Genomic DNA, 13,941 nt, shown 5'->3' with positions numbered 1-13,941 from the left:
GAATGAGCAGGTGAGTTTAAAGCTGATGAGGAACGAAAAGCTTCTAAATTATATAGGTGGAAAATGGATGGAGCCTTCCAATAATAGATTCACAGAGGTTACGAATCCTGCGACGCTGGAAACGATTGTACAAGTACCTTTATCTCTTAAGCAAGAGGTAAAAGAAGCAGTGCAGGCAGCCAAAAAGGCGCAGAAAAGCTGGGCTCTTGTTCCAGCACCGCAGCGGGCAGAGGTTCTGTTCCGTGTAGGAGTGTTAATGAAGGAAAATAAAGAAAGACTTTCTCAATTATTAACAATGGAAAACGGAAAGGTGATCGAAGAAGCGCGCGGTGAGGTGCAGGAAGGGATTGATATGGCTTTCTACATGGCGGGAGAAGGCCGTCGTTTATTTGGACAAACGACTCCATCCGAGCTTAAGGATAAGTTCGCCATGAGTGTGCGGGCCCCCGTTGGTGTAGTAGGTATTATCACACCATGGAACTTTCCGATTGCAATCGCTACATGGAAATCATTTCCTGCTATTGTCGCGGGGAATGCAGTTGTGTGGAAGCCTGCTACTGAGACTCCGATTATGGCCTATGAATTAGCAAAAATATTTGAAGAAGCAGGCCTGCCTAAAGGCGTAGTTAATGTCGTATTCGGATCAGGAGCTGATGTGGGAGAAGCGATGATCGAGCAGGAAGACATCCGAGTGATTTCATTTACCGGATCGAATGAAGTCGGGCGGAATATTGCAGGGAAATGTGGTCAGCGTTTAAAAAAAGTGTCTCTGGAAATGGGCGGTAAAAATGCCGTTATCGTCATGGAGGATGCCGATTTATCACTGGCGGTAGAAGGGATTTTGTGGAGCGCCTATGGAACGAGCGGGCAGAGATGTACAGCTTGCAGCCGGGTAATCGTTCATGAAGATGTGAAGGAAGAGCTTGAAAAACGGCTGCAGCATGAAATCACTAAACTCACAATCGGTAATGGGTTGGATGAAACAGTGAAAGTCGGTCCGATAATAAATCAAAAAGGGCTGGAGAAGGTTAGGAACTATATCGAGGTTGGTAAAGAGGAAGGGGCTGTGCTGCTTGCCGGAGGTCACGTTTTGGAATCTGGTGAACATCGAAAAGGAAATTATTTTGCTCCGACTCTGTTTACCGATGTGACAGCAGACATGCGCATTGCCCAGGAGGAAATCTTTGGTCCTGTTGTTTCTTTAATTCCTGTGAAGAGCATGGAGGAAGCAATCGAAATTAATAACAGCGTGGAATTTGGATTATCGAGTTCCATTTTCACCCGGGACGTAAATAAAGTGTTCGCTGCCCAGCGAGATTTAGATACGGGCATTGTGTATATTAATGCTGGGACTACAGGGGCAGAAATTCATCTTCCTTTTGGGGGTACGAAGGGAACAGGGAACGGGCACCGTGATTCGGGGGTTGCGGCTTTAGATGTGTTTACAGAATGGAAAGCGGTGTATGTTGATTTCAGCGGTAAGCTGCAGCGGGCGCAGATAGATGTAGAATAGTCTGAACAGCTGGTGAAAAGGAGGCGGACTATGAAAGTAGCTGTATTAGGATCTGGCTTAATGGGAAAAGAAGCAGCACGTGATTTAGTTCAAAGCGCCGGGGTGATGAAAGTAGGACTGGCAGACATCGACCGCAAAAGGGCCGAAGCTGTATGTCGGGTTATAGATTCACCCAAGCTTCAGGCGTATCAGGTTGATGCAGGCAATCCTGATCAATTGGCATTATTTATTAAAGAATTTGATGTCGTAATTAATGCTTTGTTTTATTCTTTTAATGAAGTAGTAGCCCGTACGGCAATTGAAGTGGGCGTGAGTTCGGTTGATTTAGGCGGGCACATCGGACATATTACTGATCGTGTTCTCCAGCTGGATCAAAAGGCAAAAGCAGCTCAAGTAACAATTATACCTGACCTTGGTGTTGCACCCGGGATGATTAATATCCTTTCTGGATACGGTGCAGGTAAGCTTGACAAGCTGCAGTCTATTAAGTTATTTGTCGGCGGGATCCCTGTTCATCCTGAACCGCCGCTTGAATATAAGCATGTTTTTTCGATGGAGGGATTATTCGACCACTATACCGATCCATCGACCATTATACGGAATGGAAAGAAACAGAAGGTGCCTTCCCTGTCTGAAGTCGAACGGCTGTATTTTGACCGGTTCGGTCCACTTGAAGCGTTTCATACATCAGGGGGCACTTCCACTTTACTAAATACCTATTCTGAGATTGAAACGCTCGAATATAAAACCATACGCTACCCGGGACATGCAGATAAAATGAAGCTGCTTGTTGATTTAAAATTAACAAGCAATGATTACGAGATTGAAGTTGGGGGAGTGATGGTCAAACCTCGTGAAGTATTGCTGAAAGCTCTTGATCCGATCGTTGATTTAGGGGATAAAGATGATGCTGTACTGCTTCGGGTCTGTGTGGGCGGAATTAAGGATGGCATAAATGCCGCGTATCAATACGAGATGGTTACCTATAAAGATCGTTTGAATCAAGTAACTGCTATGGCACGTGCCACTGCCAATACGATCTCCGTAGCCGCTCAGATGATCGGCAGCCGGTTCATTACAAAAAGAGGGGTGCTGCCTCCTGAGCAGGTCGTACCTGGTGATTTGTATATAGCTGAAATGGCGAAGCGGGGAGTAGTGATTTCTGAAGAATTTTTTCAGGATAAATAGAACACAAAAGACGAGTCCTCAATATAAAGGGGCTCGTTTTTTCTGTCTATGAATCTACTGTGAATAAAGCAGCAATCGGCGTAAGCGCCCAGGTACTTGATTTATAAGGCATCCTTTTTTTGGAAGGGAAGGATGCCTGTCAGGGCGCTTGCGCCTTTTTTTCGGTGGATTACTGCTTTGTTAATTCCTTCAGATTTTTATTTCGCATCTGCTTCTCCTCATCAGCGGCCAGGTCGTACTTTTTAAGTAAATGAAACAGCTCATTAAGCTCATCTTGAGAAGGGCGGCTGTTTAAAAAGTGACCGGCTGCTTTATACAATTCTTCCGGCAGAAACTCCTTTTGGCTTTCCAGCTTCTTCTTAGTATCTTCGAGTGTATGATCAATTGGACATGAACTCATCAGGAAACACCTCCTTCTTAATTAGTAACTCTTCTTGGATGAGAGTATATATTGAACGAACTTCCACGGATGAAGCCAACCGCTGTAATATTTAAATCCTCAGCCAGCTGTACAGCTAAATCTGTCGGAGCAGACTTTGACAGGACGATACCGACGCCGATTTTGGCAGCTTTTGTTAAGACCTCTGAAGAAATTCTGCCGCTGAATACAAGAATTTTATCCCTGACGGAAATTTGATTCATGAGACAATGGCCATAAAGCTTATCTAATGCGTTATGCCGGCCGATGTCTGTACGGCCTACCACCATTTCACCGCTTGTACAGATCGCCGCGTTATGTACGCCTCCAGTCCCTTTAAACACATGGCTGTTATCCTGCATCTGCTGCATGAGGCGAATGCACTGATCGGCGGTAATCTTCGTTTCAGCTGTTGATGTTTTAGCGGTTTGTACATCATTCTGAAAGTAAAACTGACGGCTTTTCCCACAGCAGGAGCCAATGAAGCGTTTAGAGAAATCCCGCTGATTGTTAATCTCTTTTCCCTCAGCGAGTTCCACATAGGCAAAGCCTTTTTCTTCGTCAATATTTAAAGCTTTAATATCGTTTCGAAAACGAATAACTCCTTCTGAGGCTAAGAAGCCGATCACCATTTCATCAAAATGGGCAGGTGTGCAGACCATAGTGGCAAATTCTTCGTTATTAACGTAGATAGTCATAGGAAATTCTGTAACAATATGGTCATTAATTTGATTAAAATTACCGTCTTTAAACCGGACAATAGACTTATTCACACTCATTCTCTCATTCATGTTGTTCACCCTCTCTGAGTGTTATTGACATTACTAAAACTATAACGAATAACAAAGTTGCATGACAAGTTTAAATACTTAAAGTCGATCAGATACAAAAACTATTTGAAATTTTCATCAAAAAAAGATAATATCTATAATAGATTCATAAATTTGTAACATTTAAGGTACGGGACAGCGGACCTGTCGCCGACTTAAGTGTGTGTTTATGTGTAAGCGATTACTTTGGTTAAAAAGCAGCGAACCTGCTTGTTACTAAACGTCGTCTCTTTCTTTTTGCTGGAGAAATCTCTCTGCAAATGGAATGGACGGCGTTTTTTTATTGAAGAAGGAGTGAGGACAATGAAGAAAACGAAAAACCGCTGGCTTATTGCATTGTCAGCTGTAGGAATTCACATTTCGATCGGCTCGGTTTATGCATGGAGTGTTTTTACCAACCCGCTTATTGATCAGTACGGCTGGGATTTAAGCTATGTATCTTTAACTTTCAGTATAGCTATTTTATTTCTGGGGCTTTCAGCGGCATTTATGGGGCACTTCGTGGAAAAGTATGGACCGAGAATCTCTGGAATAGTGGCTGCTACCTTTTTTGGGGCAGGTATGATGGCTTCTGGTGGAGCGACTTTGCTCGAATCGATCTGGCTTTTATACGTTACATACGGTGTTCTCGCCGGTATAGGGCTTGGGATCGGTTATATTACTCCGGTTTCTACTTTAGTTAAATGGTTTCCTGACCGAAGAGGTCTCGCTACAGGCCTTGCGATTATGGGCTTTGGTTTTTCCGCGATGATTGCAAGCCCGATTATGGCCGGATTAATCGATTCCGTCGGGATTCCAGCTACTTTCTTTCTTTTGGGAATCGTGTACTTTGTCCTCATGATGGCATCCGCCTTGTACTTAGAACGTCCTCCTGAAGGCTATATGGAAGAGTTTATTGTAGAGAAAAAGAAAACACCGGATTTGTCGCAGTTAACGGCGAATGAAGCAGTGAAGACGAGAAGGTTCTGGTTCTTGTGGGTGATGCTGTTTATAAATATTACATGTGGTATTGCTATTCTATCTGTGGCTTCCCCGATTGCTCAGGAAATTGCAGGTTTATCTGCAGGTGCCGCAGCTGCAATGGTAGGGGTGATGGGATTTTTTAATGGGGCAGGAAGGATTACGTGGGCGTCAATATCTGATTACATGGGAAGACCAAACGTATATACAACCTTTTTTCTCGTCCAGATCGCAGCCTTTTTCACCCTCCCCGGCATTACCCAGGCGCTCTTGTTCCAGGTAGTTCTGTTTTTGATTATCTCCTGTTATGGAGGCGGATTTGCCTCTGTTCCTGCGTATATTGGCGATCTGTTTGGAACGAAGCAGCTCGGAGCCATCCATGGATATATTTTAACGGCCTGGGCTGCAGCCGGCTTAGTTGGTCCTCTCTTAGTGTCATGGATACGTGAAGTCACGGAAAGCTATGTATTAACCCTATCTATATTTGGAGCCGCACTGGTAGGAGCATTATTAATTTCATTGTGGATCCGCGTAGACATCAAGCAGCTTAAGAAGGCAAACCGGGCTGCTCAAGGAAATGACGCCCACAGAATGTCCAGTTGACTACTTTTCACTCCTGGATTTATAATCTTTTTAATAAACGAAAAAAGGTTGAACATTCATGAATAAATACGAAGCGGAATTTAGTAATTTAGTAAAGGCTTTTCGTAAGAAGCATATGGGCAAAGGCCCGCGCAAAATAAGCACCACATTTTGTAAGAATTGGGCTATTTGCGAGATGGAGGGGAATTTATCCCCTGTCGAGAAATTCATCGCAGGGGCAGACGACGGAAAGCAGATGCTCCGTGCTGCCCGCACAGAAATGGTTAAGGAAATGTACCGCAGAAATCATCCGGTTGAAATGGAAGATTTCCTGCAGTGTAAATTTATTGATTTGTTTGTTGATATTGATATTGAGAAAGACTTTGGTATGTCGATCTTCATTTTTAATGAAGATATTGCTAAAAAGTTCTCTAATTGAATAAAGGTATGGCACTTTGCAGCGATCCTGCTAAAGACTTAACCACCGATGCAGCCCTTTCCCATTTTAGTAAAGGGTTGTACGGTGGTTTTTTTAAAAGCAAGAAAACAATAAGGAGGATATTATATAATGGGAGAAACAAAGCACGACGGACCTATGAAAAAAATAAAGAAACCTGCTCCAGAGCACTGGGTAAGTCCAATACCCTTTGGGTTAGGTAAAATAAAGCCAAAGCATATCCGCGATACAATGAAAATAGCCTGGGACAATAAAGATAACCTCGGCTATGCCAAAAATATTATTACCAAAGGAGTTTGTGACGGTTGTGCACTCGGGGTCTCAGGTTTATACGATCAAACCTTAACAGGACCGCATATTTGTACGACACGTTTGAACGTCCTTCGTTTAAATACAATGCCTGCGGTCGAGGAGAGTATTCTCCACTCGGATATAGACGAGCTTCGTAAGTATTCAAGCACTGAGCTGAGAGAGCTCGGCCGTATCCCTTATCCAATGATCCGCCGTAAAGGGGAGAGGAAGTTTTCCAGACTGACCTGGGATGATGCCATGGAAATGATTGCAGATAAGATGAAGCAGCTCGATCCGAAGCAGTACGGGTTTTACCTGACGTCCAGGGGGATCACAAATGAATCCTACTATGTCGCTGGTAAGGTTTCACGATTCCTTGGAACCAATCATGTGGATAATGCTTCGCGAATCTGCCATTCACCGAGTAAGACGGCACTTAAACGGTCAGTCGGAGTCGGGGCTTCTACTGCCAATTATCAAGACTGGATTGGTACGGATGTTCTTTTGTTCTGGGGCAGTGTAGCGTCGAACAGTTCTCCGGTCTCAACAAAGTACATGCTTGAGGCAAAGAAGAAAGGAACGAAAATCATTGTCATTAATCCCTATAGAGAGCCAGCGATGGATAAGTATTGGATCCCATCGAACACTGAGTCTGCCTTATTCGGCACAAAAATAGCCGATGACTTTTATCAAATTAATATCGGCGGCGATATTGCCTTTATGCATGGAATTATGAAACACTGGTTCGATATGGAAGAAGAACAACATGGTTCCGCCATTAATCATAGTTTTGTAGAAGATCACGTGAATGGCCTTGAGGAACTAAAAGCAAATGTTCAGGCTCAGACGTGGGAAGAAATATGTAAGTCGTCAGGCGTTTCGAAAGAGAGAATCATCGAATTATCTGAGCTGCTGGCAAATAGCAAAAATGCCGTATTTGCCTGGGCGCTTGGGTTAACGATGCATTCTTTTGCCACTGATAACATTTCACAGGTCGCGAACTTAGCGCTGCTCAGGGGATTTCTCGGCCGTAAGTACAGCGGTTTAATGCCATTCCGGGGTCATTCGAGTGTGCAGGGGAGCGGAGAGATGGGGGCGGATCCGTTCGTACTGCCAGGCGGGGATTTTAAAGGAGATAATATCAGCCGCATCGAAGACCTCTGGGGCTTTGAGCTGCCGAAATGGCAGGGTGATGTGGTCGGAGTCACCCTCGAGAATATTTTGCTTCCTGAGAATCATGAACGAAAGATAAAGCTTTATTATTTATCCGGAGGTAATTTCCTGGAAACGATGCCCGATCCCGATTATGTGGAAAAAGCCCTTTCTGAACTTGATGTACGCATTCACCAGGACATTATTTTGAACACTTCCACGCTAGTGGATGCGAAGGAAGCGGTCATCGTTCTTCCTGCTAAGACCAGGTATGAACAAGAAGGGGGAGGGACCTCCACCTCAACTGAACGAATGGTCTATTATTCACCGGAAATCAAAGGGAATAAAAATAAAATTGAAGAAGCACGGGCCGAGTGGAAAATCTATATTGATCTAGCTAAACGAATCAAACCAGAGACAGCTCACCTCGTTGATTTTAAAGATGGAGCAGCGATACGAGAAGAGATTGCAAAAGCGAATCCTAGCTATGACGGTGTCCAGCATTTGAAAAAACAAGGTGACGTCTTCCAATGGGGAGGCGCCTGGCTTTGTGAAGATGGAGTATGTCCGACACCTGACGGGAGAGGGAACTTAATCCCTGTGGAGATTCCAGATTTGGAGAAAAAGCCCGGAGACTTTTACCTCACTACAAGGAGAGGAAAACAGTTTAATTCAATGGTTTACAAAGAGACCGATCCCCTTAACGGCGCGGAACGCTACGATGTTCTCCTTAGCAAAGAAGACGCGCGCACGCTTAGAATTGAGGACGAAGAAGCGATTGTATTATATAATTCCTATGGTATTTTTCAGGGAAGGGCAAAGCTGGCTGATATCGCGAAAGGCAATCTCGGCGTTCACTTTCCTGAAGGCAATTTTCTTCTGCCAAAAGGACGATATGAAAAATTCGCCAAAATCCCCGATTATAATGTAGGGGTCAAAGTAGAAAAAGCCGAGAAATTTAACGCGAGAAAAGATACCCAATATCTTGAGAAACGTGTGGATGATTTAGAGGATACCCCTGGAGCATAAATGAAACAACCTCGCCTGCCCTTTAAGCATGCGGGGTTTTTTTAGTTAGAAAGCTTTATTATTGAAACCTCATATTTATAGTGATACAGCTGGAGCCATCCTTATAAATTCTGGAATATACAGACCAGTACGTAAAAATAAAAACCCCCTGCCATTTTCTAAGCAGGGGGTGGAACCTAATAATAAGGCGAGATCATCAAGTAAACAATGACGCCGGTTAAACTGACGTACAGCCAGAGAGGCATCGTCCAACGGGCAATTTTTCTGTGTTTGTCCACCTTCATTGCTAAACCGCGGAACAAGGTGAGCAATGCTAAAGGAACAATCGCTGCTGCCAAAACAATATGAGTGATTAATATAAAGTAGTAAATGGCAGCTATTATGCCTTCGCCTCCGTAAGAAGTCGAGGTCGACATAGAGTGATATGTTAAGTAAGATACAAGAAAAAATGTTGTAGTTGTAAAAGCTGCAAATATAAACCTCTTATGCCACGTGATGTTTTTTCGTAGAATCATAAATAGTGCGGCCAGGAGAAATACAAACGTAAAAGAGTTTAAGATTGCATTCAGTAAAGGAAGAAGCGTAATATCAAAGCTCGTTCCACCATCAAGTTCAGGGATAAAAAGTAACGCAACAACAATCGCGTTGATCGCTATGGAAAGCCCGATGACCCAGGGCACATAGTTGTAATCCTTGTTAATTTCCACTGTCAATCACCTTCTCTAAGTTAAAATCATTCAAGTCCAGTATATCTAAAATAACAGTCGAATTCATCAGCCTAAGCTTATCAGCCGTGACGAATTTGTTAAATTTTACGCTGATTTTCGAATTATCCAATATTTCTCAGTCGTGAAGCTTTAAGTATTCAGCTCTGCCCGTTTTCCATTTAACACGTTTTACCAAATCATATACCGACAGAAATAGTGGAGCGTGTTGGAAATGTATATGGCTGCCTGAAGCAGTCTTCATGACCTTTTTAACAGTGGTATTTGGAGACGCGGCTCAACCATTTTCTATGAGATAGCCAATAGTTACTAGTGTTGTTATGATGGTTATAGCAGATTTACTAAAACTGTTTAACATCATCCTGTACTGCGCATAATACATCGAATCATGAAGAATAAGTGACAAAATTCTAAAAATCTCGACAAATGGTGCGTGAATAAGAGATACTATAAATAATAGACAGAGAGTAAGAGGCGACAGGGCAATTTTTAAATAGGAGGGAAAGGAAATCGAACTAAGAAAAATTACTGCAGGACTGATCACATCTGCACTATTGTTTGCTTTTTCAATACCTGCTTCTGCCTTTAGTGACTCTAAAGAAGAGGAAGAACCTGAGTTATTGACGGAGTCAGCGATTGTTGTGGACAAATCTTCAGGACTGACTTTATTTGAGAAAAATGCTGAACAGGAAATGTACCCCGCAAGTCTGACAAAGATGGCCACAGCTATTTATGCCATCGAAAATGCTGATTTGGATGAGAAGGTTACAGTTAGTGAGAATGCAAGATCAGTAGAAGGCACCAGGGTTTATTTAGAAGAAGGGGAAGAAGTGTCTCTTGAAAAGCTCGTGCAAGGTTTATTAATTAATTCCGGAAATGATGCCGGCGTAGCTATAGCAGAGCATCTAAGCGGATCTGAAGAAAGTTTTGCGGAAGACCTAAATGAGTACTTAGAGCAGGAAGTGGGACTCGAGGATACTAACTTTACGAACCCGCATGGTCTCCATGATGAAGACCACGTGACTACAGCTGCTGACTTAGCCAAACTGACGAGATATGCACTAAAGGACCCGGATTTTAAAGAATATTTTGGTGCAGAGGAGCTTGACTGGAAGGGCGAATCGTGGGAAACCACTATACTTTCACATCATCGACTATTGTTGGAGGATAAAGGCTTAACTATTACTGGAGGGAAAACAGGTTACGTGGAGAAATCCGGTAATACGCTGGCTACTTCTGCAAAGGAAGATGGAATGGAAGTTATTGTGATTACATTGAAGAGTGATTCTCAGGATATCGCCTACAGTGAAACAGAAAAACTACTGGATTATACGTTTGACACAATTGAAGCACCTGATATTCCTGAAATGGAAGCCTTTAGTATTAAAGGGAAAGAACGCGCCTTCTTTAAAAGCTCTTCTCTATTAAACATGGTGAATTAGCCTCAAAGCCTGTAACTCTTCCGTCATTTGGTATAAGGAGTTACAGGCTTTTCTTGATTGGCTGTATTTACCTTGCAAGCGGTGATAGATAAAATAAAAAAAGCACGAGGACGGGTGCCTCATGCTCTTAATTAGTCTGCATTTTTTTCTTTTGGCGTGCTTTTTCTTTTTCGATTTGTTTACTGCGAAGCTGACCGCACGCGGCGTCGATATCAGTACCATGTTCCGTACGAACTCCGCACTTAATGCCGCGGTCCATTAAGGTTTGATAGAACGTCAGAATGGCTTCCTTCTCACTTCGCTCATAAGGGTTGTCCGCCACCGGATTGTAAGGAATTAAGTTTACATACGATAAGTGACGTTTATCTTTAAGAAGATCAGCGAGCTCTTCGGCTTCTTTCTTATGATCGTTAACATCCTTTAATAAAATATACTCAAACGTAATCCTTCGGTTTGTTTTCTCAAGGTAATAGTCAATCGCCGGCATCAGTTTCTCTAATGGGTAGGCACGATTGATTTTCATAATTTGTGTTCGAAGTTTATTGTTTGGCGCATGAATAGAAAGTGCCAGGTTGATTTGAATACCTTCGTCTGCAAATTCATACATTTTCGGTGCAATGCCGCTCGTGGACACTGTAATATGACGGGCTCCGATGGACAATCCCTTTTGATCGTTTACGACCTTTAGGAAATCAATTAAGTTATCGTAGTTATCAAATGGTTCTCCAATGCCCATGACGACAATATGACTGACACGCTCATCGTTTCCCTGTAAATCCAGGTGCTGCTGAACCTGCATGATCTGCTCGACAATTTCTCCGCTGGATAAATCCCGGTTCTTACGGAGAACACCGCTGGCACAGAATGAGCAGCCGATGTTACAGCCGACCTGAGTCGTAACACAGACAGATAGACCGTAATTAAACCTCATCAATACCGTCTCAATGATGTTTCCATCATGTAATTTAAACAAGAATTTAACCGTCCCATCTTTTGATTCCTGCTTAATTTCTTCGCTCAGGGATTCAATCGTAAAGTGTTCTTTCAGAAGATCGATGCAGGATTGGTTTACATTTTTCATTTGTGAAAAATCAGTTATTCTTTTCTGGTAGAGCCAGTCCCACACTTGCTTGGAGCGGAACTTCTTCTCCCCGTTTGCCGTAATCCACTCTGTCAGTTGTTCAAAGGTCAATCCGTAAATGGATCGTTTCATAGATACGCTCCTCTGTAAAAAAGTCACTATTCCTATGGTAATGGATTTAAGCGAAGGAAACAACCTATTTATGAATAGTCGAATATTTGTAATGTATGGAAAGGGAGTCGTTTTCTAGAACCCTTTCCCCTAGTTAATGCAAGGAATGTTTACAGCTTAGAGTAAACACTGGTTTCTAAAAAGCTGAAAACCATCACTCCAGAAGAGTGATGGTTCCGTTGTTTACTTTATTTCTTCAATTAATTCAGCTAAGGAAACCTCCAGTTCATTCTCGGGGTTTTGCATGGAGTAAATCCTGGCGGTTTCATTTTCTTCATTTACATGTTGAATGTAAATGGGCGCGTTGTTGTAAGTGACGTGGGCCATTACTGAAGATGAAGCAATTTCTTGAGCTCTTTGAGAATTCAACATAAACGCCTCCTTTATCGTCTAACATGTACGATTGGAGACCTTTTTATTCATCGCTTCGTGCTTACTTTTCCTCATCCTCTTGCTTTTCCTGTCTGCGGCGTCTTTGTCTATACCCATAAGTCGCATTTAAGATCGTTTCTTCACTCTCAAGGCCGGCGCCTAACGAACCTGCAAGTGTGGCAACTGAACTCGCAAGCCAGGCAAGCAGCACATAAGTCGTCACGGTGGGCGCGTGTCCCAGGTTCTGCTCCAAAATATTTCCGGGAACAAAGAGAACAACTGCTAAGAGAAATAAAATTAAAATGACAACGTAATAAAATAAGACCGCGACTCCGAGTGTAATTATGGTCGCCGTGTTGTAGAGTCTGACTAAAAACCTGGAGCCGCTATCTCTGCTATGCTTTTCCCAAAGACTGTGCGCAACTATTATCCAAATTACCATAGCCACCATCGCGGTAATCATTAATGCAATAAATCGAAAAATCCCATATCCATCACTCAACTGCCATAAGGTGGGAAATATTAAACCGTAGGACCCGGTTGCAAAGGCTACAGCAATTACACTTTTAAATGAAGAGAAGATGGTCCACGGACTGTTCGCCAGAGCCATGCCGGATAAGAGCCTGATGCGGCCGGTTGTTTTATGCTTATTATAAAACCGAATACCGGCATCATTTTCATCTTTATTAAAGTGAGCTTTCTCAATCGGTGACAGACGTTCTGTCAGGCTGCGTCCAAGTAAACGCTTAGACTCCCTTTGTTTTCTGAGTTCTCTCCTCGATTTCTTATTTTCATCCTTTAGGTCCTCAGGTGCCGGACTGCCGTGGTGAATTTCACTTGTAAGCTGAAAAATCGATTCCCGCAAACGGCGCTGCAGCGGAAACGCACCAAGAGAAGGGAAGGAAATATATCCAGAATTTCGATCGTTGCTCGCTTCGGCAACGACCAGCCTTCCTGAAGACAGTATAGGCAGATCGGTTATACAAATGGCATAATCCCAATCATGCTCTTGCTTAAAGGCTTCTGTTTTTTCCATAATCTCATGTGCATCTTCTGTGCCTCCCGTAAGCGGGTCTGTGAGCACCTTAATTTTCCAGTGGATTTGATCGTCAATTTGATCATTTAACAGCTGGGGAAGGTCTTCTACCAGCTTATAGGCAAACTTCTCAGCGAGCTCTGGAGCGGGTACCAGCCCTAATGTAATTGTTTTATACTGATCAGGTGAACTCTCATCTGTATAGGTTTCTTCCTGATTTTCTGTATCTGAATGGGCTGTGGTTTGATGGCTAGACAAGAGTATCTCCTCCTTTATCGTATTTAGGCTGTGAAACCTGTATAATTCATACCCCATTTTTTATTATAAAAACATCTTTATAAAATATAAATCGTTCCTCTGTCGTTGTAAAATGTAATACCCCCTCGCCGCCAGCCTGCCAAGTTCTCCTTCCTTTTCTGCTCTTAGCAGTCCGGCAGGTAACGCAACATCAATATTAATACTTTCTAAGACGTTAGTTAAAACCACCCCATTATTAACTTTTTATAGAAGGAACTTGTATTTGATTGCGAGAACTATATATAGAGGGTCTGATGAGCATGCACTAAAAAATAAAAATTAGAATCGTTGAAACTTTTATTTCTCTCATACGTTTAATGTAGAAGTTAGATACAGTTATGAAAACAGCTGGCACAGGTTAGAGTTCCATTATAAAAAAATAAGAGACAGGAGGCTG

12 protein-coding genes are annotated in these 13,941 nt (G+C 42.8%); 6 read left to right on the top strand and 6 right to left on the bottom strand.

What is annotated here, in order from left to right:
- Nucleotides 1–25 precede the first annotated feature (25 nt).
- Together LF822_RS05450 and LF822_RS05445 are read left to right on the top strand one after the other, a co-directional pair.
- A complete protein-coding gene (locus tag LF822_RS05450; RefSeq protein WP_253923478.1) occupies nucleotides 26–1,513 on the top strand; it encodes an aldehyde dehydrogenase family protein in 1,488 nt (495 codons plus the stop codon).
- A 30-nt stretch (nucleotides 1,514–1,543) separates the two neighbouring features.
- Nucleotides 1,544–2,701, top strand: coding sequence for a saccharopine dehydrogenase family protein (locus LF822_RS05445; protein ID WP_253922920.1), 1,158 nt, complete (start codon nucleotides 1,544–1,546; stop codon nucleotides 2,699–2,701).
- A gap of 169 nt (nucleotides 2,702–2,870) precedes the next feature.
- Here LF822_RS05445 and LF822_RS05440 read toward each other — a convergent pair whose 3' ends face one another.
- Entirely contained in the window at nucleotides 2,871–3,101 is a 231-nt protein-coding gene (locus LF822_RS05440; RefSeq protein WP_253922919.1) for a group-specific protein, read from the bottom strand.
- A gap of 17 nt (nucleotides 3,102–3,118) precedes the next feature.
- The gene (gene fdhD / locus LF822_RS05435) at nucleotides 3,119–3,910 is read right to left on the bottom strand and encodes a formate dehydrogenase accessory sulfurtransferase FdhD (protein WP_253922918.1); all 792 of its coding nucleotides are present in this window, start codon (nucleotides 3,908–3,910) and stop codon (nucleotides 3,119–3,121) included.
- 342 nt (nucleotides 3,911–4,252) lie between these two features.
- On the opposite strand from fdhD, the gene LF822_RS05430 reads away from it, so the two are divergent.
- The 3 genes from LF822_RS05430 (at nucleotide 4,253) to LF822_RS05420 (ending at nucleotide 8,420) form a co-directional block, all read left to right on the top strand.
- Nucleotides 4,253–5,512: an L-lactate MFS transporter gene (locus LF822_RS05430; RefSeq protein ID WP_253922917.1), complete on the top strand. Its 1,260-nt coding sequence runs from the start codon at nucleotides 4,253–4,255 to the stop codon at nucleotides 5,510–5,512.
- A gap of 58 nt (nucleotides 5,513–5,570) precedes the next feature.
- Nucleotides 5,571–5,930, top strand: a complete 360-nt coding sequence (locus LF822_RS05425; protein ID WP_253922916.1) for a Na-translocating system protein MpsC family protein — start codon at nucleotides 5,571–5,573, stop codon at nucleotides 5,928–5,930.
- A gap of 129 nt (nucleotides 5,931–6,059) precedes the next feature.
- Entirely contained in the window at nucleotides 6,060–8,420 is a 2,361-nt protein-coding gene (locus LF822_RS05420; protein ID WP_253922915.1) for an FdhF/YdeP family oxidoreductase, read from the top strand.
- 176 nt (nucleotides 8,421–8,596) lie between these two features.
- On the opposite strand, the gene LF822_RS05415 is transcribed toward LF822_RS05420, so the two are convergent.
- Nucleotides 8,597–9,133 carry a DUF420 domain-containing protein gene (locus LF822_RS05415; RefSeq protein WP_256521543.1) on the bottom strand — a complete coding sequence of 179 codons (537 nt, stop codon included), beginning with the start codon at nucleotides 9,131–9,133 and terminating at the stop codon, nucleotides 8,597–8,599.
- Nucleotides 9,134–9,699: 566 nt separating this feature from the next.
- Between LF822_RS05415 and LF822_RS05410 the strand changes: the two genes are divergently transcribed.
- A complete protein-coding gene (locus LF822_RS05410) occupies nucleotides 9,700–10,587 on the top strand; it encodes a D-alanyl-D-alanine carboxypeptidase family protein (RefSeq protein WP_256521542.1) in 888 nt (295 codons plus the stop codon).
- Between the two features lie 127 nt (nucleotides 10,588–10,714).
- Here the strand turns inward: LF822_RS05410 and rlmN are convergent, their stop codons facing one another.
- The 3 genes from rlmN to LF822_RS05395 form a co-directional block, all read right to left on the bottom strand.
- The gene (gene rlmN, locus LF822_RS05405) at nucleotides 10,715–11,800 is read right to left on the bottom strand and encodes a dual-specificity RNA methyltransferase RlmN (RefSeq protein WP_253922912.1); all 1,086 of its coding nucleotides are present in this window, start codon (nucleotides 11,798–11,800) and stop codon (nucleotides 10,715–10,717) included.
- 222 nt (nucleotides 11,801–12,022) lie between these two features.
- Nucleotides 12,023–12,208 carry an H-type small acid-soluble spore protein gene (locus LF822_RS05400; protein WP_253923477.1) on the bottom strand — a complete coding sequence of 62 codons (186 nt, stop codon included), beginning with the start codon at nucleotides 12,206–12,208 and terminating at the stop codon, nucleotides 12,023–12,025.
- Between the two features lie 64 nt (nucleotides 12,209–12,272).
- Nucleotides 12,273–13,505 (bottom strand): MFS transporter, encoded by a 1,233-nt coding sequence (locus LF822_RS05395; RefSeq protein WP_253922911.1) that lies wholly within the window; start codon nucleotides 13,503–13,505, stop codon nucleotides 12,273–12,275.
- Between the last annotated feature and the right edge of the window lie 436 nt (nucleotides 13,506–13,941).

It is taken from the genome of Halobacillus sp. A5 (genome assembly GCF_024189315.1).
Lineage (GTDB): Bacteria > Bacillota > Bacilli > Bacillales > Halobacillaceae > Halobacillus_A.
This window is presented reverse-complemented; position numbering and strand designations above follow the sequence as displayed.